This window comes from Ruegeria sp. ABF4_144 (assembly GCF_056160045.1).
In genome coordinates this window covers 226,055-250,410 of record NZ_JBSWWK010000001.1, presented here as the reverse complement: position 1 = coordinate 250,410, position 24,356 = coordinate 226,055, and the positions used below count along the sequence as shown (strand labels likewise).

Annotated in this window: 28 protein-coding genes; 9 read left to right on the top strand and 19 right to left on the bottom strand. The window is 58.3% G+C overall.

Going from position 1 to position 24,356, the window contains the following annotated elements:
* Nucleotide 1: 1 nt before the first annotated feature.
* The 4 genes from ACXAGD_RS01275 (at nucleotide 2) to ACXAGD_RS01260 (ending at nucleotide 4,102) form a co-directional block, all read left to right on the top strand.
* Nucleotides 2-1,099 (top strand): ABC transporter permease, encoded by a 1,098-nt coding sequence (locus ACXAGD_RS01275; RefSeq protein ID WP_475208023.1) that lies wholly within the window; start codon nucleotides 2-4, stop codon nucleotides 1,097-1,099.
* Nucleotides 1,099-2,067, top strand: coding sequence for an ABC transporter permease (locus tag ACXAGD_RS01270; RefSeq protein WP_475208022.1), 969 nt, complete (start codon nucleotides 1,099-1,101; stop codon nucleotides 2,065-2,067). Before ACXAGD_RS01275 ends, ACXAGD_RS01270 begins: the two co-directional genes overlap by 1 nt.
* Before the next feature lie 344 nt (nucleotides 2,068-2,411).
* On the top strand, nucleotides 2,412-3,332 hold the full coding sequence (locus ACXAGD_RS01265) for a sulfite exporter TauE/SafE family protein (RefSeq protein ID WP_475208021.1): 921 nt from the start codon (nucleotides 2,412-2,414) through the stop codon (nucleotides 3,330-3,332).
* Nucleotides 3,333-3,334: 2 nt separating this feature from the next.
* A complete protein-coding gene (locus ACXAGD_RS01260; RefSeq protein WP_475208019.1) occupies nucleotides 3,335-4,102 on the top strand; it encodes a TIGR02186 family protein in 768 nt (255 codons plus the stop codon).
* Nucleotides 4,103-4,105: 3 nt separating this feature from the next.
* Here ACXAGD_RS01260 and ACXAGD_RS01255 read toward each other — a convergent pair whose 3' ends face one another.
* The 7 genes from ACXAGD_RS01255 to ACXAGD_RS01225 form a co-directional block, all read right to left on the bottom strand.
* Complete coding sequence (locus ACXAGD_RS01255; RefSeq protein ID WP_475208018.1) at nucleotides 4,106-4,834, bottom strand: SDR family oxidoreductase; 729 nt, start codon at nucleotides 4,832-4,834, stop codon at nucleotides 4,106-4,108.
* Nucleotides 4,831-6,363 carry an ATP-dependent DNA helicase gene (locus ACXAGD_RS01250; RefSeq protein WP_475208017.1) on the bottom strand — a complete coding sequence of 511 codons (1,533 nt, stop codon included), beginning with the start codon at nucleotides 6,361-6,363 and terminating at the stop codon, nucleotides 4,831-4,833. The genes ACXAGD_RS01255 and ACXAGD_RS01250 overlap by 4 nt, the downstream gene beginning before the upstream one ends.
* A 60-nt stretch (nucleotides 6,364-6,423) precedes the next feature.
* Complete coding sequence (locus tag ACXAGD_RS01245) at nucleotides 6,424-7,062, bottom strand: acyl-homoserine-lactone synthase (RefSeq protein ID WP_475208016.1); 639 nt, start codon at nucleotides 7,060-7,062, stop codon at nucleotides 6,424-6,426.
* Between the two features lie 84 nt (nucleotides 7,063-7,146).
* Complete coding sequence (locus ACXAGD_RS01240; RefSeq protein ID WP_475208015.1) at nucleotides 7,147-7,866, bottom strand: helix-turn-helix transcriptional regulator; 720 nt, start codon at nucleotides 7,864-7,866, stop codon at nucleotides 7,147-7,149.
* A complete protein-coding gene (locus ACXAGD_RS01235) occupies nucleotides 7,805-8,023 on the bottom strand; it encodes a hypothetical protein (RefSeq protein WP_475208013.1) in 219 nt (72 codons plus the stop codon). Before ACXAGD_RS01235 ends, ACXAGD_RS01240 begins: the two co-directional genes overlap by 62 nt.
* A gap of 206 nt (nucleotides 8,024-8,229) precedes the next feature.
* Nucleotides 8,230-9,516: a crotonyl-CoA carboxylase/reductase gene (ccrA, locus tag ACXAGD_RS01230; RefSeq protein WP_475208011.1), complete on the bottom strand. Its 1,287-nt coding sequence runs from the start codon at nucleotides 9,514-9,516 to the stop codon at nucleotides 8,230-8,232.
* Between the two features lie 112 nt (nucleotides 9,517-9,628).
* Nucleotides 9,629-11,017 carry a 1-acyl-sn-glycerol-3-phosphate acyltransferase gene (locus ACXAGD_RS01225; protein ID WP_475208010.1) on the bottom strand — a complete coding sequence of 463 codons (1,389 nt, stop codon included), beginning with the start codon at nucleotides 11,015-11,017 and terminating at the stop codon, nucleotides 9,629-9,631.
* A 144-nt stretch (nucleotides 11,018-11,161) separates the two neighbouring features.
* Between ACXAGD_RS01225 and ACXAGD_RS01220 the strand changes: the two genes are divergently transcribed.
* From ACXAGD_RS01220 to deoD, 3 genes are all read left to right on the top strand, one after another.
* Nucleotides 11,162-13,129, top strand: coding sequence for a methylmalonyl-CoA mutase family protein (locus tag ACXAGD_RS01220; protein WP_475208009.1), 1,968 nt, complete (start codon nucleotides 11,162-11,164; stop codon nucleotides 13,127-13,129).
* Nucleotides 13,130-13,252: 123 nt separating this feature from the next.
* Complete coding sequence (locus tag ACXAGD_RS01215) at nucleotides 13,253-13,570, top strand: H-NS histone family protein (RefSeq protein WP_475208008.1); 318 nt, start codon at nucleotides 13,253-13,255, stop codon at nucleotides 13,568-13,570.
* A 16-nt stretch (nucleotides 13,571-13,586) separates the two neighbouring features.
* Nucleotides 13,587-14,300, top strand: a complete 714-nt coding sequence (deoD, locus tag ACXAGD_RS01210) for a purine-nucleoside phosphorylase (RefSeq protein WP_475208007.1) — start codon at nucleotides 13,587-13,589, stop codon at nucleotides 14,298-14,300.
* A gap of 27 nt (nucleotides 14,301-14,327) precedes the next feature.
* Here deoD and ACXAGD_RS01205 read toward each other — a convergent pair whose 3' ends face one another.
* The 11 genes from ACXAGD_RS01205 to ACXAGD_RS01155 form a co-directional block, all read right to left on the bottom strand.
* Nucleotides 14,328-14,516: a hypothetical protein gene (locus ACXAGD_RS01205; RefSeq protein WP_475208006.1), complete on the bottom strand. Its 189-nt coding sequence runs from the start codon at nucleotides 14,514-14,516 to the stop codon at nucleotides 14,328-14,330.
* Between the two features lie 37 nt (nucleotides 14,517-14,553).
* On the bottom strand, nucleotides 14,554-14,700 hold the full coding sequence (locus tag ACXAGD_RS01200) for a hypothetical protein (RefSeq protein WP_475208005.1): 147 nt from the start codon (nucleotides 14,698-14,700) through the stop codon (nucleotides 14,554-14,556).
* Between the two features lie 137 nt (nucleotides 14,701-14,837).
* Nucleotides 14,838-15,617 carry a succinate dehydrogenase iron-sulfur subunit gene (locus tag ACXAGD_RS01195; protein WP_475208003.1) on the bottom strand — a complete coding sequence of 260 codons (780 nt, stop codon included), beginning with the start codon at nucleotides 15,615-15,617 and terminating at the stop codon, nucleotides 14,838-14,840.
* Nucleotides 15,618-15,629: 12 nt separating this feature from the next.
* Nucleotides 15,630-17,438, bottom strand: coding sequence for a succinate dehydrogenase flavoprotein subunit (gene sdhA / locus ACXAGD_RS01190; protein ID WP_170333374.1), 1,809 nt, complete (start codon nucleotides 17,436-17,438; stop codon nucleotides 15,630-15,632).
* Between the two features lie 25 nt (nucleotides 17,439-17,463).
* Nucleotides 17,464-17,835: a succinate dehydrogenase, hydrophobic membrane anchor protein gene (locus ACXAGD_RS01185; protein WP_475208002.1), complete on the bottom strand. Its 372-nt coding sequence runs from the start codon at nucleotides 17,833-17,835 to the stop codon at nucleotides 17,464-17,466.
* Between the two features lie 11 nt (nucleotides 17,836-17,846).
* Entirely contained in the window at nucleotides 17,847-18,230 is a 384-nt protein-coding gene (sdhC, locus tag ACXAGD_RS01180) for a succinate dehydrogenase, cytochrome b556 subunit (protein WP_475208001.1), read from the bottom strand.
* A 213-nt stretch (nucleotides 18,231-18,443) separates the two neighbouring features.
* Nucleotides 18,444-19,106, bottom strand: coding sequence for a DUF1194 domain-containing protein (locus ACXAGD_RS01175; RefSeq protein ID WP_475208000.1), 663 nt, complete (start codon nucleotides 19,104-19,106; stop codon nucleotides 18,444-18,446).
* 55 nt (nucleotides 19,107-19,161) lie between these two features.
* Entirely contained in the window at nucleotides 19,162-20,190 is a 1,029-nt protein-coding gene (locus tag ACXAGD_RS01170) for a MaoC family dehydratase (RefSeq protein WP_475207999.1), read from the bottom strand.
* Nucleotides 20,190-20,396 carry a DUF1737 domain-containing protein gene (locus ACXAGD_RS01165; RefSeq protein ID WP_475207998.1) on the bottom strand — a complete coding sequence of 69 codons (207 nt, stop codon included), beginning with the start codon at nucleotides 20,394-20,396 and terminating at the stop codon, nucleotides 20,190-20,192. Before ACXAGD_RS01165 ends, ACXAGD_RS01170 begins: the two co-directional genes overlap by 1 nt.
* Nucleotides 20,397-20,408: 12 nt before the next feature.
* Nucleotides 20,409-20,963 carry an NnrU family protein gene (locus ACXAGD_RS01160; RefSeq protein WP_475207997.1) on the bottom strand — a complete coding sequence of 185 codons (555 nt, stop codon included), beginning with the start codon at nucleotides 20,961-20,963 and terminating at the stop codon, nucleotides 20,409-20,411.
* Nucleotides 20,964-20,969: 6 nt separating this feature from the next.
* Nucleotides 20,970-21,827 carry an HpcH/HpaI aldolase/citrate lyase family protein gene (locus tag ACXAGD_RS01155; protein ID WP_475207995.1) on the bottom strand — a complete coding sequence of 286 codons (858 nt, stop codon included), beginning with the start codon at nucleotides 21,825-21,827 and terminating at the stop codon, nucleotides 20,970-20,972.
* Nucleotides 21,828-21,997: 170 nt separating this feature from the next.
* Between ACXAGD_RS01155 and ACXAGD_RS01150 the strand changes: the two genes are divergently transcribed.
* Nucleotides 21,998-22,297 (top strand): hypothetical protein, encoded by a 300-nt coding sequence (locus tag ACXAGD_RS01150; protein WP_475207994.1) that lies wholly within the window; start codon nucleotides 21,998-22,000, stop codon nucleotides 22,295-22,297.
* Here ACXAGD_RS01150 and ACXAGD_RS01145 read toward each other — a convergent pair.
* Nucleotides 22,294-23,049, bottom strand: a complete 756-nt coding sequence (locus tag ACXAGD_RS01145) for a sulfite exporter TauE/SafE family protein (RefSeq protein ID WP_475207993.1) — start codon at nucleotides 23,047-23,049, stop codon at nucleotides 22,294-22,296. The two genes, ACXAGD_RS01150 and ACXAGD_RS01145, sit on opposite strands and share 4 nt — an antisense overlap.
* A gap of 160 nt (nucleotides 23,050-23,209) precedes the next feature.
* Between ACXAGD_RS01145 and mdh the strand changes: the two genes are divergently transcribed.
* The gene (gene mdh, locus ACXAGD_RS01140) at nucleotides 23,210-24,172 is read left to right on the top strand and encodes a malate dehydrogenase (RefSeq protein WP_475207991.1); all 963 of its coding nucleotides are present in this window, start codon (nucleotides 23,210-23,212) and stop codon (nucleotides 24,170-24,172) included.
* Nucleotides 24,173-24,356 lie beyond the last annotated feature (184 nt).

The following is a 24,356-nucleotide window of genomic DNA, read 5'->3' as shown; positions in this document are numbered from 1 at the left end:
GATGGACAAAATGCCCAAATGGGCTGACGTAGTGCTGATTCCTCTGATCAGCCTGTTGTTGGCCACACTCCTTTCAGCACTGGTGATCCTCGCCATCGGTGAAAACCCGGTTGAGGCGGTGAACCTTATGGTTACCGGCGCGCTGGGGTCTACCTATGGCTGGGGCTACACGCTCTACTATGCGACCAATTTCATGTTCACTGGGCTGGCTGTGGCCGTGGCCTTCCACGCTCGACTTTTCAACATCGGCGGTGAGGGCCAGGCAATGCTGGGCGGGCTTGGTGTTGCCATGGTGTGCCTCTACATTGATTGGCCGCATTGGAGTATTGCATTGCTGGCCGCAGGGCTGGGTGCCGCTCTGTTCGGCGCCGCGTGGGCCGCTATCCCGGCCTATCTGCAGGCCAAACGCGGCAGCCATATCGTGATTACCACGATCATGTTCAACTTCATCGCCGCCGCCTTCCTGAACTATATGCTGGTCAACGTGATGCGCCCTCAGGGCTCGCAAGACCCGGCGACGGCGCGCTTCCCCGAAGCGGTGCATCTGCCGACCTTCCAGTCCATGTTCTCGACCGCTGAAAACGTGGTTTTCCGCGGTGCGCCTGCGAATATCTCGTTCTTCGTGGCTGTCCTGGCCTGCGTCGTGGTCTGGGCGCTGATCTGGCGCACGCGGCTGGGCTATGAAATCCGTGCCTATGGACATTCCGAAACTGGCGCTGTCTATGCCGGGATTTCGCCCGTGCGCATCACCATCGTCGCGATGCTGATCTCGGGTGCGCTGGCAGGCATGATGGCTATTAACAACGTGATGGGTGAGGCGGAACGGCTTGTCCTCAACTCCACTGAAGGCGCGGGCTTTATCGGTATCGCCGTGGCGCTGATGGGGCGCTCGCATCCCTTCGGCGTGTTCCTGGCGGCGTTGCTGTTCGGCTTCCTCTATCAGGGCGGCGCCGAGCTGGCGCTGTGGACCTCGATCCCGCGTGAGCTGATCGTGGTCATTCAGGCACTGGTGATCCTGTTCACTGGAGCGTTGGACAACATGGTCAGGATGCCGCTTGAAAAACTGTTCCTGAGCCTGCGGAAGAAGGGGGCAGAGTGATGGAGTTCTTCGTTACCCTCATCCAGGTCCTCGATTCGACGATCCGTCTGGCCACGCCGCTGCTGCTGGCCTGTCTGGCGGGGCTTTATTCCGAACGCGCAGGTATTTTCGACATTGGCCTTGAAGGCAAGATGCTGATGTCGGCGTTTTTCTCGGCCGCCGTGGCCGCTGTGACCGGGTCGGTCTGGCTGGGCCTTATGGCCGGGATCGGGGCGTCGCTGCTCCTTTCGGCGTTGCACGGGGTGGCTTCGATCACTTTCCGCGGCAACCAGCTTATTTCGGGCGTTGCCATCAACTTTCTGGCCTCGGGCCTGACGGTGCTAATCGCGCAAAGCTGGTTCAAACAGGGGGGTCGTACCCCATCTTTGTTTGGCGGAGGCCGGTTTGAGCCGATTAATTTCCCCTTCGCCGACGCGCTGAGTGATGTTCCGGTGATTGGCCCGATCTATTCCGAACTGCTCTCGGGCCACTCCATTCTGGTCTATGTCGCGTTCCTGATGGTTCCGCTGACGTGGTGGATTCTATACCGCACCCGGTTCGGCCTACGTCTTCGCGCCGTTGGTGAAAACCCGGCAGCCGTGGATACTGCCGGTGTGTCCGTCGTTGGCCTACGCTTTGCTGCCGTCGCCATTTGCGGCGTACTGTGCGGGATCGCGGGGGCGTATCTGGCCACCGCCCTGCAGGCTGGTTTCGTCAAGGAAATGACCGCCGGACGTGGGTTCATCGCGTTGGCCGCGCTGATCTTTGCGAAATGGCGGCCTTGGCATGCGATGGGCGCCTGTCTGTTGTTCGGTCTGTTGCAGGCGATTGCGCTGCGGTTCCAGAACATCGATCTGGGCGGCGTCATCATCCCGGTGCAGGTCATGGACGCCCTGCCCTATATCCTGACCGTTGTCATTCTGGCCGGGTTCGTTGGCAAAGCCGTGCCACCGCGCGCCGGCGGCGAGCCCTATGTAAAAGAGCGTTGACAGGTCCAGTTTCGGACTCCTGTCGGTCCAGTTCGCCGCAGTGCCGCATGCAGAGTTGATTTTGCATGCGGCAACCGCTCTAAAGGGGTATGAGTGTGTTTCCTGTGATAGCCCAGATCGGATTTTCCCACATCAGGATGCCGGAAACACAAGAGCGCCCGCTGTTTGGGTGTCTTTCTTCGTATCAGCCAAATCGAATCTTCGCGGGCCTGCCCGAACGTTCGATATTCGCCATGTGGTTGCGGGGTTTGTCCCCGGTGCGCCGCATTATCGCCTCACCCCTATGGTTTGAGACTACCCGGGTCACCCAAAGTGGCGCGGCCACTCTCATCCGGTAATTCCATATGCAGATTTACCTTCCTATCGCCGAAGTCTCCGTTAATGCCTTTCTTCTGTTGGGGCTGGGCGGGATGGTCGGTATCCTGTCCGGCATGTTCGGCGTAGGCGGCGGGTTCCTGATGACACCGCTGCTGTTCTTCATCGGCATTCCTCCCGCCGTCGCAGTCGCCACCGAAGCCAACCAGATCGTCGCCTCGTCCTTTTCCGGCGTCTTAGCGCATTTCCGACGAAAGACGGTGGATCTGAGGATGGGCACTGTCCTTTTGACCGGAGGCTTAATAGGCGCGGCCCTTGGCGTGGTGGTGTTCAACTATCTCAAAAGTCTGGGCCAGGTCGACCTGCTGGTCACGCTGTGTTACGTCGTCTTCCTTGGCGTCGTCGGTAGCCTGATGTTCATCGAAAGCCTGCGGGCGTTGCGCAAGGCTAAAAAGGGCGGTGGTGCCCCTGCAAAACGCCGTCAGCGCGGCTGGGTTCACGCTATGCCGTTCAAGATGCGCTTTCGCACCTCGGGCCTCTATATCTCGGTTATTCCGCCGATGATGGTTGGCCTGTGCGTCGGTGTTCTGTCGGCAATCATGGGGGTCGGTGGCGGCTTTATCATGGTGCCGGCGATGATCTACCTGCTGGGGATGCCCACCAAGGTTGTGGTTGGCACTTCGCTGTTTCAGATCATCTTCGTGACGGCCTTCACCACCATGCTGCACGCCACCACCAACTATACGGTCGACATCGTTCTGGCGGTTCTACTGCTGGTCGGGGGCGTCGTGGGCGCACAGATCGGTACGGTCATCGGCGCGCGAATGCCTGCGGAACAGCTGCGGGTTCTTCTGGCCGCATTGGTTCTGGTTGTCTGCGGCAAGCTGGCGCTGGACCTGCTGATTGAACCGTCCGAGCTCTACTCCCTCGGCAGCGAAGGGGGCCACTGATCATGCTGAAACGCCTGATTGCCCTGCTGATCCTGTGCTGCACCCCCGCCTTTGCCGTGGACGAACAGGTTGTGCTGGGTCTCAGCCAGGATCGCGTTGCCATCACCGCTACCTTTGACGGCTCGGAAATCCTGATCTTTGGAGCCGTCAAACGGGAAACACCGATTCCGCCCGGCCCACCGCTTGAGGTGATCGTGGCCGTGGCCGGGCCGTCCAGTCCGGTAATGGTCCGGCGCAAAGATCGCAAACTAGGGATCTGGGTCAACACCGACAGCGTTCTGGTTGACCTCGCGCCCAGCTTTTACGCCGTCGCAACCAGCGGGCCGCTGGATGACATCCTCTCGGATACTGAGGACCTGCGCTATCGCATCTCGATCGAACGGGCCATCCGCTCGGTTGGGGCAGCGATGCATATCCGTGGCGCGCAGTCTTTCGCGGATGCTGTGGTGCGCATCCGCGAGGATGAGGGGCTGTATTCGATCCGCGAAAACACTGTGGCGGTGGACGAACAAACCCTGTTCCGCACTTCAATCGCAATGCCCGCCGATCTGACAGAAGGCGATTACAAGGCGCGTATTTTCCTGACCCGCGGCAAACAGGTCATCTCGCAGTTCGAGACCACCATCGACGTGCGCAAGGTGGGGTTGGAGCGGTTCCTCTACAACCTCTCCCGCCAACAACCGGTCTGGTACGGGCTAATGTCTTTGGTGATTGCCATTGCGGCCGGTTGGGGTGCCTCCACCGCATTCCGGTTGCTGCGCGAGAATTAACGCCTATCCGCGGCCGATATAGGGCATCGTCGTGGCCATCACGGTCATGAACTGCACATTGGCCTCGGGCGGAAGGCTGGCCATATGCAACACCGAGCGCGCGGCGTCTTCGACGGCCATTGTCGGGTCGGGTTGCTGCCCGGCCTCGACCGCCGCATCCACCAGCCCTTGCACCATCTGCGTGCGCGCATTGCCGATATCGATTTGACCGCAAGCGATGCCGAACTCCCGCCCGTCCAGTGACAGGCTGCGGGTCAGGCCGGTGATGGCATGTTTCGTGGCTGAGTAGTGCACCGAGTTCGGGCGCGGTACATAGGCGGCAATCGAGCCGTTGTTGATGATGCGCCCGCCCTGCGGCGATTGGCGGCGCATAATCCGGAACGCCTCGCGCGCACTCAGGAACATGCCGTTCAGGTTGACGTTGACGCTTTGGTACCAGTCCTCCAGCGCGATCTCGTCAATGGTGCCACCGGGCGCAAAGATACCGGCATTGTTGAAAAGCACGTCCAGACGGCCGGCCTTGTCCTGAAAGATTTGGAACGCATCCTTAACCGCATCCGGGTCGGTCACATCCGCGGCCAGAGGGATGGCAGTGTCGTGGCCCGAGGCCATCTGGTGCAGTTTATCGGCGCTGCGGGCCAGCAGACCAACCGTCCAACCTTCGGCCAGAAACAGTTCCGCCGTAGCCCGCCCGATGCCCGAGCTTGCGCCGGTTACGATGATGGTGCTCATGTCTCTTCGGCCTCCAGTGTCAGCGATGCCGCCGGGACGGCACGCAAATCATCCACACGCAGCGGATGGGTGGGTTTGGCCAGACGATTGCGTACCACCCAGATCAAGCGCTCTTGCGCGCGGGTGATAGCCACATAGGCCAGGCGCTTCCACAGCGGCTGTCCAGCCTCAGTCCGACCCATACGGGCAGCGGCATAGATGTCTGGCGCAAAGACCTGCACCGTGTCCCATTGTGAACCCTGCGCCTTATGAATGGTCACAGCCGCGCCATGCAGAAAGGTGGCGCCCATGCGCGCGGCAAAAGGGATGAAGGGCTCTTCCTCATCCGGCTTTTCAATCTTGACGATGGAGGCGGCGCTGACCTGCGGATCTTCGGCCCCCATCACGTGCAACCGCGAGAACCCCGGCTTGCGCCCCGGCCCCAGATAGATGACCTGAGCGCCCTTGATCAGTCCACGCGCCTCAAGGTCCAGCCGTTTCTTACGGTGTTTCAGCGGCAATTCGATTCCGTCGCAGATCAGCGGCTCGCCTTCCAGCAACTCGGTATCCGGCGCGCCGTGAACGTGCCGGAAGGCCTGGATCAGACGAATACGCGTGGCGTTGCGCCAGACCAGCACAGGGCTGCGCGCCATCAGATCGACCTCAACCCGCTGTCCCCAGACCACACGGTCATCTTTTCGAGCGGTCTGTTCGATCAGCCGCTCGAAATCCTCGAACCCCATCTGCGGATCGGCCAGCGCATGGGCAAGGTCAAGGATCGGGTTGTCCGCATCCTGCCGGTGAACCCGGTGCAGGATCTGCTTGCGCGGCTCGGGCAGAGCCTCAAACACCATGCTGCCGGATTGATTGACCGGGGCAAGCTGGGCCGGATCGCCAAACAACAGAAGGGTTGGGAAAATCTCTTGCAGGTCCTCGAACTGTCGGTCGTCCAGCATCGAGGCCTCGTCGACGAAGCCAATATCCAACGGTTCATCCCGGCGTTTCCATCCGGTGATGAAATCGGAGCCGCGCAAGCCGGCGGCGGCCAACGCGCCGGGGATGGACTTGTTATTCTCATAGAACGCCGCGGCGCGGTCCAGCGCCTCGTCCGTCAAACCTTCGATCTCGGGGCGCTCGTCATTGCCCGCCAGCCATTCGGCGATGCGTTCATATTCCGGATCATACACCGGCGTATAAAGGATGCGGTGAATGGTCGTCGCAGGCACACCGCGCAGACGCAGTACGCTGGCGGCTTTGTTCGTTGGGGCAAGAATTGCGAGGCTGCGCTTTTCCTTCGCCTTGCGACTTTCGAAATCGCCCGAGACGATCTGCACCCCGGTTTCGGCCAGAGCTTTATACAGCTCAGCGAGCAGCAACGTCTTACCCGAACCTGCCTTGCCGATCACCGCCATGACGCCCGATTTTCCCGCCCCCGGCAGTTTCAAAAGGGCGTCGTCGTCCAGGTCAACACCAGCCGTTCGCAGCATCTCGGCGATGCTGTCATAGGCGGCGGCCTGATCTTCAGAAAAGGTCACGGGGAGCATAGACATAGCGCGACCCTACAGGGCCGCGCCGTCTATCACCAGAGAGGGATTTGGCTTTTCCGCAGGTCAGGCGGACAAGGCGAACCGGAGCTGCCGTCCGGTGCCGAAGGCGGTCTTGAACCACAGCCGGGACAGCTCACGCGGGATACCCGCGCGTTCGGCGACACGGTTGCAATCTTCGGCCGAATAAGGCCACAGCCCCACCGAAATCTGATCGCGCCCCTTCCCTTGGGTACCCAACACAACGGGCGAAGACCCGATTAGACGGTAGATCCGGATCATCCGCGCATCGAAGACGCCCGCAATATGGGTCAGACCGAACCCTTCCATTATTTCACCACCACTGAGCATGATCGCCCCCGCCGTATGCGGGCTGGCTGTGCGGGACAGGCAAAAGCGCGTCACCTCCCAAATCAGCGGGCTTTTAATCGGTTTGCCGCCGGTCAGATGTCCAAACACCTCGTTTACCATCACGGACCCAGTTGTAGGCAGGACACGCATCGAGCCGCCATGGCTGCCATCCTCTTCCTCCCAGATGACGTACAGAGGGTTCAGGTCGTCATACTGATCCCGCTCCTCTCCTTTTTCGTTGACGTGGACATCCCAGCCCAGCCGGGTCTTGAACTGATCCGCGCGGTCACGGAACATTCCGTCGGCCAGGTCCGGAAACTTGTAGAGCTCATCAGCAAACAGATAGCGCAACATGACTTTTTTCCCCTTGTCGTCCTGTGCAGGAACGAAGGGGGTACAAAGTCATGGTTAAATTACCGTTCGTGGGGCGTGCGCTTGTTAAACCACTATTAATCCTCGGCTAAGCGCCGTGGCGATGGCGTGGGTGGTATTCTGAGCCCCAAGCTTGGCCCGGGCGCTTTCAATATAAACGCGCAACGTATGTTCGGAAATGGACAGCGAATGGGCAACCTGCGCGCGGCTATAACCCAGTGCCAGCAAAGTCATCGCGTCCACTTCGCGCGGTGACAAACCGCGCGAAGAATCGGGCTGGCGGTCACTTTCAAATTCCAGCGCTTTACGATTGAAGTAGTGCGCAATCAGAATCAGTTCGCGACCATGTCGATCGATAAATTTCCGCCAAGCCTCATCGTCACAAGTATGGTTTAGCGTAAAGAGGGCAAACTGCCCCTTTGGCCCTCGGATCGGGATCGAATACCCCTGATTGCCCACACCGTGGCTCTGCGCATCATTCAGAAAAGCTTTGGCCACCTTGCCGGACCAGTCCAAGGTTTTCCAATCAACAGGATGAAACCGCTGAAAGCAGCCCAGAATAACCGGGTCGATCCGATGGTAGTTCTTTTCCTGATACCGGTCGGCCCAGGCATCGGGATAGGTCGTATAGCCGTATTGATCCCCGGCACCATCGACCCAGTGGTAAATAAGGTGTTCGACTTTCAGCCTGTCACGAAGCCGTACAGCGACGTTGCTAAGTTCTTCAAGCGTGCTGGTGTTTTCCAAGTCCTCTAGGACCTGGCTCATATCGAGATTTGTTCCCATCCGCGGGCGTCCGTACCTCAGCCTTCTTGGACGCGATCTCGGCTGCGGCGATCAGCTTGGTATCATCCAACTGCTCGGCCAGGGCAATCAAACCGTTCTCAACAGCGAAGGCGTTGAGGTCCGACAACACGTCCAGTATCCACTCATTCTGCGCCATCAGGGTCTCTCCGAAACGGTTAACGAAGGGTTAACACAACCATAACATGTGCAATGTTTTTTAGCCTATTCACTGGTTTCTACTCCCCAAAAAAAGCGAGTCTGAAATCCGTAAACCATTAAAAAGATTAAACCTAATACAAAAAAAGACGCGCCCGCGAACCGAAAAGCCGATTCGCGGGCGCCAGAGAATTAACTACCTGCGATTCAACCGCGGGCGTCCAGAACCTCTTCCAGAGTGCGCATTCCGGTCTGCGGAGCCTGCACCAGAACCGACATGTTGCCCGGCTTGTGCTCGTTCCGCATCATCTTCATGTGCGCTTCGGGCAGTTCGTTCCACGCGAACACTTCCGACATGCAGGGGTCCAGGCGACGTTCGACCATCAGCTGGTTCGCGGCGGCGGCCTGTTTCAGGTGTGCAAAGTGCGAGCCCTGCAGACGCTTCTGATGCATCCACATGTAGCGCACGTCGAAGGTAAGGTTATAGCCGGTGGTGCCGGCGCAAATCACAACCATGCCACCCTTTTTCACCACGAAGGTCGAAACCGGGAAGGTGCTTTCGCCCGGGTGTTCGAACACCATATCGACGTTCACACCCTTGCCTGTAATGTCCCAGATGGCCTTGCCGAATTTGCGGGCTTCTTTGAACCACTCGGCATATTCCGGCGTGTTAACCGTGGGCAGCTGACCCCAGCAGTTGAAATCCTTGCGGTTCAGAACGCCTTTGGCGCCCAGCCCCATAACGAAGTCCCGCTTGCTTTCGTCAGAGATCACACCGATCGCGTTGGCGCCCGCGGTGTTGATCAGCTGGATCGCGTAGGAGCCTAGACCGCCCGATGCACCCCAGACCAGAACGTTCTGACCCGGCTTCAGGTCGTGCGGCTCGTGCCCAAACAGCATCCGGTAGGCAGTTGCCAGCGTCAGTGTGTAGCAGGCGCTTTCTTCCCAGGTCAGGTGCTTGGGACGCGGCATCAACTGCTGCGCCTGAACATTGGTGAACTGGGCGAACGATCCGTCCGGCGTTTCATAGCCCCAGATCCGCTGGCTGTCCGAATACATCGGGTCGCCGCCGTTGCAGTGCTCGTCATCGCCGTCGTCCTGGTTGCAATGAATGACGACTTCATCACCGACTTTCCAGCGGGTTACTTTCGAGCCCACCGCCCATACGATGCCCGAGGCATCCGAACCAGCAATGTGATACGGGGCCTTGTGGCCATCAAACGGCGAGATCGGCTTACCCAGCGAGGCCCAGACGCCGTTGTAGTTAACGCCTGCGGCCATAACCAGAACCAGAACCTCGTGGCTGTCCAGTTCGGGGACGTCCACCACTTCCTGCACCATCGCGGTGTCCGGTTCACCATGGCGTTCCTTACGGATCGCCCATGCGTACATTTTCTTGGGCACAAACCCCATCGGAGGGATTTCACCCATCTCGTAGAGGTCTTTTTCCGGCGCGTCGTAAGACGCGATACCGCTGTCGGTGTCCAGAGCCATGTTGGCCTCCTTTATTCAAAATCATTGCCGCGATGCAGAATCGCGGTCTCTAAACGATGAGATATTGGTCACAGGGAAATATTGCAACATATTTTGAGTGTATTTTGTAATTTTATGACCCAGCGGGTGCAGAAATTTCCTTTGCGTGCGCAGCAATCTCCGTTTTCGCACCCAGCGGCGCCGAGGCCGCGTAGTAGTCCAGCAGGTCAACCCTTTGACCTGACAGGGATATTTTTCCATTCTCTCGTGTCAGGATGCGCCGATCGACCAATTGTTGGATGCCAGCCTCAATTGCGCTTCGGTCCAAAGGCGTGGATATTCCGTTGCGTCCCAATAGCTGATCGATCTGATGCACCAGGTCTTCTTCGGCGACCTCACCCTTTTCGCGAACCAGCCAGCACGCGGCAGGCACCGGAACCAGCGGAATCGCCGCCTTAATACCCGTCATCAGATCACGGGCCAGATCTGTCATCAGGTTGTCTTCGTGTTCCGCGCGGAACGCCTGTAGTGAAACAGGCTGCCCATATCGAACCGAAGCCACCCCGAATCGCTGATACCGCCCAACCAGCCGTCGTCCGATCTGTTTGAGTATCCACCACGTGATCACCCCGATCCGGGCGCGAAACCGGCGTTCATTGCCCAAGGCAGCCTTGGTGAGAATCGTATCCTCGAGAACACGGTCATAATTCAGGGCAACGGGCACAAAGACCACATCGCGCCCGTCGGGATCACTCGCATCGATTATGTATTTCAGCAGGCCCAGCTTGGGCCGCCCCAGCGCACCCGTAAGGCTGAGACCCCCTTCGGGAAACATCGCCTGCGTCACACCCGCCTCAGTCGCGTGGCGCACATAGCAGGCCAGAACCTGACGATAGAGCTCACTACCCGATTTGCGGCGGATAAAATAAGCCCCCATCGCCCGAATTAGGCGGCTGAGCGGCCAGACCCGCGCCCATTCGCCCACGGCATAGGACAACGCCGATTGCTGCGCCGCCAGATAGGTGACCAGCACATAGTCCATATTACTGCGGTGATTCATCACGAACACGACGGTGGCATCGGGGTCGATATCCCTCAGGGCCTGCTCGTCCATGTAGCCGACCCGCACATTGTAAAACGCATTGCTCAGCATCCGGGTCAAGCGAATTGCCACACTGAAATAGGCCACTGCAGAGAAGGATGGAACGATCTCGCGCGCATAGCGGCGCGCAGTTTCGAAGGCCACGGCCTCGGGCACGCGCTCCTCGCGCGCGAAGTCCTGAACCGCCTGCCCGACCTGCGGGTCATAGATTAGCCGCTGAATCATGTCGTGGCGCCGTGCCAACTTGAATGGTTGAATCGGCCGCTGCAGACGTGTGTTCAGCCGCTTGACCGCGCGCTCAAGGCGGCGGCGAAAAAACCAGCGCACCGATGGGAACAAAAAATGCGAGGCAAGTGTGACCGCGGCAAACACCAGGATCAGCAAAAACAGCCAAAGCGGAAGTTCCACGGTCTGAGTCATGCGCGCACCCTGCCATCAAACCGTGGCACCTACAATCTGAAGAACCAAATATGCCGCGACGCAGCGAATTGACATATCCCGAAAATTGCGCTTTAGAACGCTAGAACGTAATTTTCTTGCCCGCACAAAGCACGAGGTCCAGTTATGACGCAGACGCAGAAAGATCGCCCCTGGCTCATCCGAACCTATGCCGGTCATTCCACCGCCAAGGCGTCCAACGCGCTGTATCGTGGCAACCTGGCCAAGGGTCAGACGGGTCTGTCGGTGGCCTTCGACCTGCCGACTCAGACCGGTTATGACAGCGACCATACACTGGCGCGGGGCGAAGTCGGCAAAGTGGGCGTGCCGATCAGCCATCTGGGCGACATGCGGGTTCTGTTCGACCAGATTCCGCTGGAACAGATGAACACCTCAATGACGATCAACGCCACGGCCCCTTGGCTGCTGGCGCTGTATATCGCGGTGGCAGAGGAACAGGGCGCAGATGTGTCCAAACTGCAGGGTACGGTTCAGAACGACCTGATCAAAGAATACCTGAGCCGCGGCACCTATGTTTGCCCGCCGAAGCCGTCGCTGAAGATGATCGCGGACGTTGCTGAATATTGCTACACTAACGTGCCGAAATGGAACCCGATGAACGTGTGTTCCTATCACCTGCAAGAGGCCGGCGCGACGCCCGAGCAGGAGCTGGCTTACGCGCTGGCCACCGCCATTGCCGTACTGGATGAGTTGCGCCCCCGCGTCCCCGCCGAGGATTTCCCGGCGCTCTGCGGCCGGATTTCGTTCTTCGTGAACGCCGGTATCCGTTTCGTCACCGAGATGTGCAAAATGCGCGCTTTTGTGGACCTGTGGGACGAGATTCTGAAGGACCGCTACGGTGTCGAAGACCCCAAGTTCCGCCGCTTCCGCTATGGGGTGCAAGTGAACTCGCTGGGCTTGACCGAGCAGCAGCCGGAAAACAACGTCTATCGCATCCTGATCGAGATGCTGGCCGTGACCCTGTCGAAGAAGGCGCGTGCGCGCGCGGTTCAGTTGCCTGCGTGGAACGAGGCGCTTGGGCTGCCGCGGCCGTGGGACCAGCAATGGTCGATGCGGATGCAGCAGATCCTGGCCTATGAGACCGACCTGCTGGAATATGGTGACCTGTTTGACGGCAACCCGGCCGTAGATGCCAAGGTTGAAGAATTGAAAGAGGGCGCGCGGGCCGAACTGGCGAACCTGGACTCGATGGGTGGCGCGGTTGCTTCCATTGAATACATGAAGTCACGTTTGGTCGATTCGAATGCCGAACGTCTGAACCGGATCGAACGCAATGAAACCGTCGTTGTCGGCGTGAATAAATGGACCGAGGGTGAGCCCTCGCCGCTGCAAACCGAGGATGGCGGTATCATGGTCGTCGATCCAGCGGTGGAACAAGAGCAGATCTCCCGTCTGAATGAGTGGCGGTCCGAACGAGATGATGCGGCCGTAACGGCTGCTTTGGCAGCGCTGCGCGAGGCAGCACAGACCGGGGCCAATGTCATGGAACCGTCGATTGCTGCCGCCAAGGCTGGCGTTACTACCGGCGAATGGGCCGAGGAAATGCGCAAGGTATATGGTACCTACCGCGGCCCGACCGGCGTTTCGGGGTCAGTATCGAACAAGACCGAGGGTCTGGACGACCTGCGTGCCGCCGTCGATGCCGTCAGTGATAAACTGGGCCGCCGACTGAAATTCCTGGTCGGCAAGCCGGGTCTGGACGGTCATTCCAACGGTGCAGAACAGATTGCCTTCCGCGCCCGCGATTGCGGCATGGATATCAGCTATGAGGGCATTCGCCTGACCCCAGAAGAAATCATCGCCGCCGCGATTGAGGACAAAGCTCACGTGATCGGCCTGTCGATCCTGTCCGGAAGCCATATCCCGCTGGTGCAGGATGTCATGACCCGCCTGCGCGAGGCCGATCTGGGCGATGTGCCCGTGATTGTCGGCGGAATCATTCCCGATGACGATGCGGCCAAGCTCAAGGCAATGGGTGTTTCCAAAATCTATACGCCCAAGAATTTTGAGCTGAATGCAATCATGGGCGACATTGTAACTCTGGTCGATCCTCAGAACATCGCGGCAGAATAACGCCCGCTTTTCCATTCTCGTCTCCACTCCATTGCTTTTATGCAAGGGATAGATGAAAACCGAATTTGGGCTACGAATGGGCTAATTAACCCATTCGTAGCGAATATCGGAATGGAGAAAGACATGGCGATCAGCCTTGAGAAAATGTCGCGCAAAGAACTGCTTGAATTGCGTGGTCAGGTGGAAACCGCAATCAAAAGCGCAGAAAAGCGCGAGCGTAAAGAGGCGCTGAAAGCCGCAGAAAAGGCTGCTGCCGAATATGGATTCTCTCTTTCTGAACTTTCAGAAGGCGCGGCAAAGCCAGCCAAAAGCGCTAAATCCAGCGCAAAATACAAAAACCCCGCCAACCCGGATCAAACATGGTCGGGACGCGGACGCAAACCGCAGTGGGTTCACGATGCTTTGAATGCGGGCGCTGATATCTCGGATTTGGAAATCTGACAGGAATTGGAAAAAAATGACAATTCATATTGGCGCCGAAAAAGGCGAAATCGCTGAAACGGTTTTAATGCCCGGTGATCCGTATCGAGCGAAATGGGCAGCAGAGACTTTTTTGCAGGACGCAAAATTGGTCAACAACGTGCGCGGAATGCTGGGTTTTACCGGAACTTGGAAAGGGAATCCCGTCACCATCCAGGGCAGCGGCATGGGGATGCCATCGCTTTCGATCTATGCCAATGAATTGATCCGCGACTATGGTGCTAAAACCCTAATCCGCATCGGTTCGTGCGGCGGTATGCAGGATAGCGTTAATATCCGCGATGTGATCCTGGCGATGACGTCGACCACGCTCAGCACACCCTCGCGCGGGATCCTGAAAGAACTGAACTTTGCGCCTTGCGCCGATTGGGGCCTGCTGCAGGCCGCGGCCAAAGCTGCCGAAGCCAAAGGCACTCCCACCCATGTTGGCGGCATTTATTCATCCGACGTCTTCTATGACGAACGCCCCGATCTGAACGAACAGATGGTGCGGCACGGTATTTTGGGGGTCGAGATGGAAGCAGCCGAGCTATACATCCTGGCCGCACGCCACAATTGCCGCGCCCTGGCCGTTCTGACCGTGTCTGATCATCTGCTAACTGGTGAAGCGCTGCCATCGTCAGAACGCGAAAGTAGCTTTGGCGACATGGTTGAGATTGCCCTGCAGGCCGCTTTTCCCGACGCCGCATAAACAAAAACAGGGCGGAGAACGCCCTGTCTATTTCCCTTTCAAACAGGCAGTGGGCATATCCATGCCCTCTTGCTGCGCCCCGCAATAGGCGCAGATCCAAACACCTTCCTTGCGGTGCTGCCGCCATCGGCAGTCGCGCGTCAAAGTGGTCGTGCGTGACCGCCACACGAAATAGGCGAACACACCAGCGGCCAGCAAAAGCAACAGAATGGGCATGCCTATGCATTGCCCAATCTCAGCGTAAATTCAAGCGTCAGGCGGCGTTTGCGTATTCGAACAGCTCTGGTTCGTGCTGCTCCTGAGTCTCGAGCGCCGGTTCAGGAGTGTAGTAGGCCCAAGCCTGTTCCAACAAAGCCAGAGCTTCGGCTGCTTTTGTTTTTTCTGCTTTTTGTTCTTGCATCGGAGCGATCCCGTTTCGGTTCTATCACTCCTCCCTGCAGGCAAGTTAGACCTGAACATGACAGTTTGCATTGCATAGTTTTGCAAACTCGCCATGCACTCGCCGCAACGCGGCAAGTGCTGTCTTTTTGGGGTCGTTTATACGCCGCGGTCGATCATCATCTTTTTGATCTCGGCAATCGCCTTGGCCGGGTTCAGACCTTTCGGACAGGTCTTGGCACAGTTCATGATCGTATGGCAGCGGTACAGCTTGAACGGATCTTCCAGTTCATCCAGACGCTCGCCCGTAGCCTCATCGCGGCTGTCGATGATCCAACGGTAGGCGTGCAACAGAGCGGCGGGCCCAAGATAGCGATCGCCGTTCCACCAGTAGCTCGGGCACGAGGTCGAACAGCTGGCGCACATCACGCATTCATACAATCCATCAAGTTTCTTGCGGTCTTCGATCGACTGCTTCCATTCTTTCGCCGGACGGTTGGTCTTGGTTTCCAGCCACGGCATGATGCTGGCGTGTTGCGCGTAGAAGTGCGTCAGATCAGGGATCAGGTCCTTAACCACCGGCATATGTGGCAGCGGATAGATTTTCACGTCGCCCTTGATCTCATCCATACCATAGATACAGGCCAGCGTGTTGATCCCGTCGATGTTCATCGCACAAGATCCACAGATACCTTCGCGGCAGGACCGACGGAAGGTCAGGGTCGGGTCGATCTCGTTCTTGATCTTGATCAGCGCGTCCAGAACCATCGGGCCGCAGCTGTCCATGTCGACGAAATAGGTGTCGAGCTGAGGATTTTTGCCGTCTTCCGGGTTCCAGCGATAGATCTGGAACTTCCGCACATTCTTTGCACCTTCCGGCTTGGGCCAAGTTTTGCCCGTCGTGATGCGCGAATTCTTGGGGAGGGTCAGTTGTACCATAAGTTCCTCTCCTTAGAACGTCCGCGCCTTGGGCGCGATTTTCTTGAGGCTGATGCCGCCTTCGTCTTCGGTGGTCAGCGGATCGACAATCACCGGGCGATAGCTGAGGTCTACTTTGTTGCCCTCAACCCGGCTGACGGTATGCACGCGCCAGTTTTCGTCATCACGCTCGGTGAAGTCCTCGTGCGCGTGAGCGCCGCGGGATTCCTTGCGCGCCTCGGCACCGACGATGGTGGCCAAAGCACTTGGCATCAGGTTGGTCAGTTCCAGCGACTCCATCAGGTCGCTGTTCCAGACCAGTGAGCGGTCAGTAACCTTCAGGTCATCCATCTTGGCGGCAATCACCGTCATCTTCTCGACGCCTTCCGCCATGGTCTTGGCGGTCCGGAACACGGCCGCGTCTTCCTGCATGGTGCGCTGCATCTCAAGCCGCAGATCGGCGGTCGGGATCGCGCCGCTGGCGTTGCGAACCGCGTCGAAGCGATCAAACGCTTTATCGACCGAAGCTTGATTCAGAACCGGGTTCGGCGCTTTCGCGTCAACAACCTCACCCGCCCGGATCGCAGCCGCGCGGCCAAACACCACAAGGTCGATCAGCGAGTTCGAACCCAGACGGTTCGCACCGTGGACCGAGGCACAACCCGCTTCACCCACAGCCATCAGACCCGGCACAACACCGGTCGGGTTATCAGCAGTTGGGTTCAGCACCTCACCCCAATAGTTGGTCGGGATACCGCCCATGTTATAGTGCACGGTCGGCAGAACCGGGATCGGTTCCTTGGTGACGTCGACACCCGCAAAAACGCGCGCAGACTCTGAGATACCCGGCAGACGTTCGGCCAGCGCTTCGGCAGGCAGGTGGCTGAGGTTCAGGTGGATATGATCACCATTCTCGCCATGGCCGCGACCTTCGCGGATTTCCATGGTCATCGAACGAGAGACATAGTCGCGCGGTGCGAGGTCCTTGTACTGGGGCGCATAGCGCTCCATGAACCGTTCGCCTTCCGAGTTGGTCAGGTATCCGCCCTCACCCCGAGCACCTTCGGTGATCAGGCAGCCCGAACCGTAGATACCGGTCGGGTGGAACTGAACGAATTCCATGTCCTGCAGCGCCAATCCCGCACGGGCCACCATGCCGCCACCGTCACCGGTGCAGGTGTGGGCCGAGGTTGCGCTGAAATAGGCGCGGCCATAACCGCCGGTCGCCAGCACTACCATCTTGGCATTGAAGACGTGCATCGTGCCGTCGTCCAGCTTCCAGCAGACGACACCCTGACACTGACCGTCCTCGGACATGATCAGGTCGATGGCGAAGTATTCGATGTAGAATTCGGCGTTATTCTTTAGAGACTGACCGTACAGCGTGTGCAGGATCGCGTGGCCGGTCCGGTCGGCAGCGGCACAAGTCCGCTGCACGGCGGGGCCTTCACCAAACTCGGTGGTGTGGCCACCAAAGGGGCGCTGATAGATTTTGCCTTCTTCAGTCCGGCTGAACGGAACGCCATAGTGCTCCAGCTCATACACGGCCTTAGGTGCCTCTCGCGCGAGGTACTCCATCGCGTCAGTGTCACCCAACCAGTCCGAGCCCTTTACGGTGTCGTACATGTGCCACTGCCAGTGGTCAGGACCCATGTTGGAAAGTGATGCGGCGATGCCGCCCTGCGCCGCGACAGTGTGCGAGCGGGTCGGGAAAACCTTAGTGACGCAAGCAGTCCGCAAGCCCTGCTCCGCCATACCAAGCGTCGCTCGCAGACCTGCACCACCTGCGCCTACGACGACAACGTCGTATTCGTGGGTTTCATATTCATATGCTGCTGTCATTGTTCTTGTTCCTTACCGCGCATCATCACAGGGCCAGCTTGACCAGAGCAAATAGCCCGGCCGCCATCAGCGTGTAGCCAAGGGCCCACATTGCCGCGAGAGAGACTTTCTCCATCACCCCGTGCACATAGTCCTCAATCGCTTCCTGCGCCTCGTACATGAGTTGCAGCAGACCGACGATCAGCGTGAGCGCCGTGACCAGCGCCGGGAACGGACGGCCGAAATAAGCCACGACCTCTTCGTGGGTTCCGCCAATGCCAGCGCCGAAGGTGAAGATGAAGATCGGAATCAATACGGTCAGGATCATCGCTCGAACCATCGTCCGCCAGTGGGTGATTGTGCCGGACTTGCCTGCGCCCAGACCCTGCGCGCGTTTGCGGTCAGTCAGATATCGCATGTGCCGTCTCCTTAAACCACAAGTACGGTGATCAGGGTCAGGACAGTCGCGCCAACGAACATGCCCAGCCCCAGTTTTTCGGCGGTCTCGATATCAAGGCAATAGCCGAAATCCCAAAAAACGTGCCGCAGGCGACCCAGCGTATGATACCACAGCCCCCAGGTCGCAGCCGTCATGATAAGGTCACCGAACCAGCTGTGCAGAAATCCGTCGATCCCTGCGAAAGCACTTTCCGAAGTCGCTGCCGCCAGCAACCACCAGACGACCAGAATGGCAACGGCGAACACCCCGATTCCGGTCAAACGAACCATGATCGAAGACATGGACGTCATTTGGGGGCGATAGATCATAATATGTGGCGAGAGCGGGCGATTGCCCCGATTGACATCGGCCATGTCGGCTCCTCTTTCGTTGGCTACCCGTCGTTTTAACTGTTTTTGCCAATCTGTCACGTGCTGCGAGCGCAAAAACAGATAAAATGGGCGCAAAACTGTAGTTTTTGGAGCATTGTGATCACACAAAATATTACCGTGATCACAAAACTTATATAGCCAAATCAATGTTAGCGCCTTCAGTTCGCAATCAATGTGATCACGAATCTAAAGTTCTCAATCCAAAGCCGCGGATTGCTGCGTCACTTCGCGTAAAAGCTTTTTCCGGATCCGTTCGGGATAGTCAGCAAAACCGGAGGCCGAGACGACAAACGCCCCTTCGCCTACAATAACGTTTTCAAAGAAATAAGCTGTCAGGTCGGGCTCGCTTTCCTCGATTGCGATGGCGTTGACCGTGACACCACGGGTACGCAACACACCGTGTACCTCGGTCGGCTCGACCCCTTCATTGGACACCCCATCACCCGAGATGTCGATCAGGTGACGCGTGCACTCGGACACGTCGTCAAAACTGCTCAGGGTCATCTCAAGTGCCTCACCAATCGCAGTTGAAAAGTTGCGCCAGACCCGCGGGTCATCAGCAACTTGGTCGGCAAACCGGTCGAGCGTGTCGAAACTGTCGATCCGGGTCCACGGGATCGTCACCTTCTGGCGCGAGGCTCCGGTCCACTGCACCAGCATCAATTGCGCCTGACCTCGCACCAGCGCCTCGGACACGAGCGGGTCGCGCAGACCGGCAGCCAGACCGTCCATCTGAATCCGATACTCACTTGTATCGACCGACCCGGACACATCCACCGCCAATGCCAATGCAAGATCGCACGCCAGCGCAGGGGGCGCCAGAAACAGGCTGACAACAAAGGAACGGATCAGAACCATGATCGCAGCCTAGCACGAATGTTGCAGCATGCGATCAAATGAATGTGGGTTGTCCTCAGACCGGCATCAGCGCCCAGTAGTCCAGATCCAGCAGGACGTCAGGCTTGTAGCGGCCGTCTTCGCCCTTCAACTCAAAGGGCGCTCCACCCTTGGTGGCGACCAAACGCAGACGGATGGCGCCCACTCCGGGCACACCGGTTTCAGCCTTGTCCAGAACCTCAGACCACGCCTTGATCGTATCACCCGAGAAGCATGGGTTAGCATGAGCCCCACCGTTCAGACCGACGATCATTTGCGCATTAGCCAGACCGTTGAACGAAAGGGCCCGCGCCATCGAAATCACGTGACCGCCATAGATCAACCGACCATCAGGGCGGAAGGTCAGGTCGAAATGCACCTTAGCCGTGTTCTGCCAAAGGCGGGTAGCCAACATATGCTCGGCCTCTTCAACGGTTACACCATCGACGTGGTCAATGGTTTCGCCGATCTCGTAATTGCCCCAGCGATGTGCTTCTCCGGATTGGACAAAGTCATAGTTTGAGAAATCCAACCCCTCGGGCACCACCAGATCGCCTGGCTCCAGCGCTTTTTTCAGGTCGGGCACCACCGCCTCAGGCCCCGGGGCGTCGATATTTGCCTTGCGCACCATCACCCAGCGCACATATTCGATGACCACCTCATCGCGCTGGTTCAGGCCGCGTGTGCGTACCCAGACCACACCTGTCTTGCCATTCGAGTTCTGTTTGACCCCAATCACCTCGGATTCAGACCGCAGCGTGTCGCCGGAATAGACCGGTTTCAGCCAGCGCCCCTCGGCGTAACCCAAATTGGCAACTGCGTTCAGCGAGATGTCGGGAACGGTTTTCCCAAACACCACATGGAAAGCCGCTAAATCGTCAATCGGGCTTTGCGGCAGACCACTGGCCCGGGCGAACTCGTCCGAGGAATACAGCGCATGTCGCGCCGGATACAGCGCGTGATACAAAGCGCGTTCACCGTCCGTCACGGTGCGTGGCACTGCGTGGTGCAGCACCTGACCTACGGAATAGTCCTCGAAAAAGCGGCCCGGATTGGTTTTTGCCATTATTGCTGTCCCAGTTTCATTTCGGGGGAATAGTCGGCCTCGACCTCTTTGGTCACGGCCTGCGCACAGCGCATCATGCGGCTGTTTTCGTCATAGGCATAGGACGGGTCGCCGTGCAGCTCCCATCCCTTTGCCAGCGCATCCGACACTTTGTGGCAGAAGGCGGATGTGTCTTCCTCGGTCAACAGACGGTAGAGTTTTGCCATCCTGTCCGCTCCTTATGATCCAAACGGGGACGGACCGACAAGCCCGTGGATATATCCGACAATCCCCAACAGAATGATCGACGCCACGAAAAACATCGCGTCTTTTCCATAGGTTCCAGGCTTTCCAGGAGTCCATTCGGGCTCGGATTTGTTGATAACAATCACTTCGACTACGGCCCAAGCCAGCAAGCCACCAAACAAAATGATCGAGGCCAGATCGCCGTTCACCAGCAAATGTGCGAAGGCCCACAGTTTGAAGCCACCCAGCATCGGATGACGCAGCTTGTTCAGCAAACGTCCCTTTTGGCCTGCAGGGCTCATCAGGAAGAATGCGAAAAGAACCAACAGGTTATTCAAATGGATCAGGAAGGTTGGCGGCGCCCAGACATAGATGAAATCGGTCATGCGATAGCCGAAGATCATCAGCAAGATCGCTGCAACCAGTGCCAGAGCCACCGCGCCCTTGCCGCCGTTGCCCATGGCCGCGCGTTGTGCCGGCATGACACGTTTGAACAGATGGGCGGCCCACCAAAGCGCCACCCCAAGGATCAGAAGAACAAAGCCCATGCTGGCTTACCCCGCTTGCAAAGCTGAAATCGCCTCCGCTTTTGCCAGAATTTCGCGGGCAGTTACAACATGCAGGTTTTCAACAATCTTCCCATCCACGACAGCGACGCCCTGCCCCTGCGACTCGACCTCTTCAAAAGCCGCAATCTGGCGACGGGCCAGGTCGATTTCGGTATCCGACGGGGCAAAGGCCGCATTGGTGATATCCACCTGCGCGGGGTGGATCAGAGTCTTGCCGTCAAAGCCCATGTCGCGGCCCTGTTCACATTCGGCAGCCAGACCTTCGCCATCCTTGAATGCGTTATAGACGCCATCGACGATGATCAGACCTTCGGCCTTTGCAGCCAGCAAGCACAGGCCCAGCGAGGTCATCATCGGCAGGCGATCCGGGCGGAATCGGGTCTGCAGTTCCTTGGCCAGATCGTTGGTGCCCATGACGAACCCGGCCATCAGCGGGTGCGCAGCAATCTCGGCGGCATTCAGCATCCCGCGCGGGGTTTCCATCATCGCCCAGATCGGCATGTCACCGGTGATCGCGGCCAGCGCATCCACGTCAGCGGCGGAATTCACCTTGGGCAGCAGCACCACATCGGCGTCCATCTCACACACGGCCTCGGCATCGGCGCGACCCCATTCGGTGTCCAGCCCGTTGATGCGCACGATCTTGACCCGCGAGCCGTAGCCCCCGGTTTCCAGAGCGGCCTTGAGAGTTTCGCGGGCATTGGGTTTTTCGTCCGCCGAAACCGCGTCTTCGAGGTCAAAGATGATCGCGTCTACCGGCAAGGTGCGCGCCTTATCCAGCGCCCGGTCACGCGAGCCTGGGATATAGAGAACGGAACGATAGGGGCGCTGACGGGGGTCCATTGGCCTCTCCCTTTGAAAGAATATTGCGCGGAATGGGACATTTTTTGCCGGAAAGTTCAAGAGGAAAATTGCCGCAACGCAGCATAAGTGACGCAACGCGCGGATTTTTAACCAGATTTCTGCACCCCACCCGCACCCTGTTTTGCAGATGGAATCAAAAGGGGTGAGAGATGAAAAAGACGCTTTTCAAAATGACGATGGGCCTTGGAATCATGGTATTGGCCGCGCAACAGGTACAGGCCCGCACCTGCGCCCCGCGGGATGACGTCGTCAAACGCCTGGCGGAAACCTATGGTGAGACGCGTCGCGGCCTCGGCATTGCCCGACAGGGTGCGGTGATGGAGGTCTTTGCCTCGGACCAGACCGGTAGCTGGACCATAACGGTAACGTTGCCTGATGGGATGACCTGCCTGATCGCCTCGGGCCAGGCCTTTGAGCAGATGGCCGAGATTTTGCCTCCCAACGTCTAGGTTAGCGCATCCCAGATCAGTTTGCTGCCGGTCAAAGTCAGCAACACGTAGGCGATACTGAAGAACAGGCGCTCGGACAGCATGAAATGCGCCCGGACGCCCAGCCATGCGCCAAAGACAGCAAACGGGGCCAGCAGCAGATCGGCCAATGCGGTGTGCCATGTAAACAGGCCCAGATAGGCATACGGCACGAATTTGGCAGCGTTAATGACCCAAAAGACAAGCACGGTTGACGCCTGAAACTCGGTCTTCGAAAGACGCTGAGACAGCAGATACACGGCGGCAGGCGGTCCGCCGGCGTGGCTGACGAAACTGGTGAAGCCCGCAACCAGACCTGCAAACAACCCGGCAGGCGCTGGCAACCGGTTTGCGAACCCACGGATCAGACCCTTGCTTTGGGCGATATGCCAGATCACGAAACCTACCGAGATCCCTCCGATCAGCAGCCTCAACAGGTCGTCATCCGTCGCGCGATAAAGCCATGCACCTAATGCGACCCCCGGCACTGCGCCCAAGATCAGCAGGCGTGAATCCGACCAGCTCCAGCGTTTCCAGTAGGGGCCAAGTGTGGCCACATCGATCACCATCAGGATCGGGAGCATCAGCGCCAGCGCCTGTCCGGGCGTAAGGATCAATGCCAGAATCGACGAAGACGCAAAGGCCACGCCCGAGCCGAACCCACCCTTCGAGATACCAGCAAAGATCACTGCAGGGATCGCCACAGCAAAAAACATCAGGTTCAATTCGAACATGCGGCGTCCCGTAAATAGGCTTGTCTAAAAGGCCGTTTAGCGCAAACTCTGGCGCCGCACAAACGGTATGCGGTTGTATGCCACGCCGCTGAAGGCTTGCGCGGCGTCGTTTTTACGACTAGCACAACCGCGATTTCAAAACCCACCGGAGATTTTCCAAATGGCCAGACCCAAGATCGCGCTGATCGGCGCAGGTCAGATCGGCGGCACGCTCGCCCACCTCGCAGCAATGAAAGAACTTGGTGACGTCGTCCTGTTCGACATCGCCGAAGGCACCCCGGAAGGCAAGGCGCTGGACATCGCTGAATCCGGTCCCTCGGAAGGCTTTGACGCCAAGCTGAAAGGCACTCAGTCCTACGCGGATATCGCCGGTGCTGACGTCTGCATCGTGACCGCCGGTGTACCGCGCAAGCCGGGAATGAGCCGTGACGATCTGCTGGGCATCAACCTGAAGGTCATGAAATCGGTTGGCGAAGGCATCGCTGCTAATGCACCCGACGCATTCGTCATCTGCATCACCAACCCGCTGGACGCGATGGTCTGGGCTCTGCGCGAGTTCTCGGGCCTGCCGCACAACAAGGTCTGCGGCATGGCTGGCGTTCTGGACTCGGGCCGTTTTGCACACTTCCTGTCGGAAGAGTTCAACGTCTCGATGCGCGACGTCACTGCGTTCGTTCTGGGCGGTCACGGCGACACCATGGTGCCGTCGGTTCGCTACTCGACCGTTGCCGGTATCCCGCTGCCAGATCTGGTTAAAATGGGCTGGACCACGCAAGAGAAACTGGATGCGATCGTTCAGCGTACCCGTGATGGTGGCGCTGAGATCGTCGGCCTGCTGAAAACCGGTTCGGCCTTCTATGCGCCTGCAACCTCGGCGATCGAAATGGCAGAAGCCTATCTGAAGGACCAGAAACGCGTTCTGCCCTGCGCCGCATACTGCGACGGCGAACTGGGCGTCGAAGGCATGTATGTTGGCGTTCCCACCGTGATCGGTGCGGGTGGCATCGAGCGTGTCGTAGACATCAAGCTGAACGAAGAAGAACAAGCTGGCTTCGACAACTCGGTCAACGCCGTGAAGGGTCTGATCGAAGCGTGCAAAGGCATCGACAGCTCGCTGGCCTGATCGTACAAGCTGCTGAATATTGAAAACCGGCCTTCTTCAAGGCCGGTTTTCTTTTGCGCATTTCAACTCGTTTACTTGGGGTCAATGATGTTGGCGCAAACGCTTTTTTTAAATGCAATATCAAACATGCCGACGCGAAAATCGAATCATCCAACCGCTCGCTTTAATTTTGTGATCACACCCC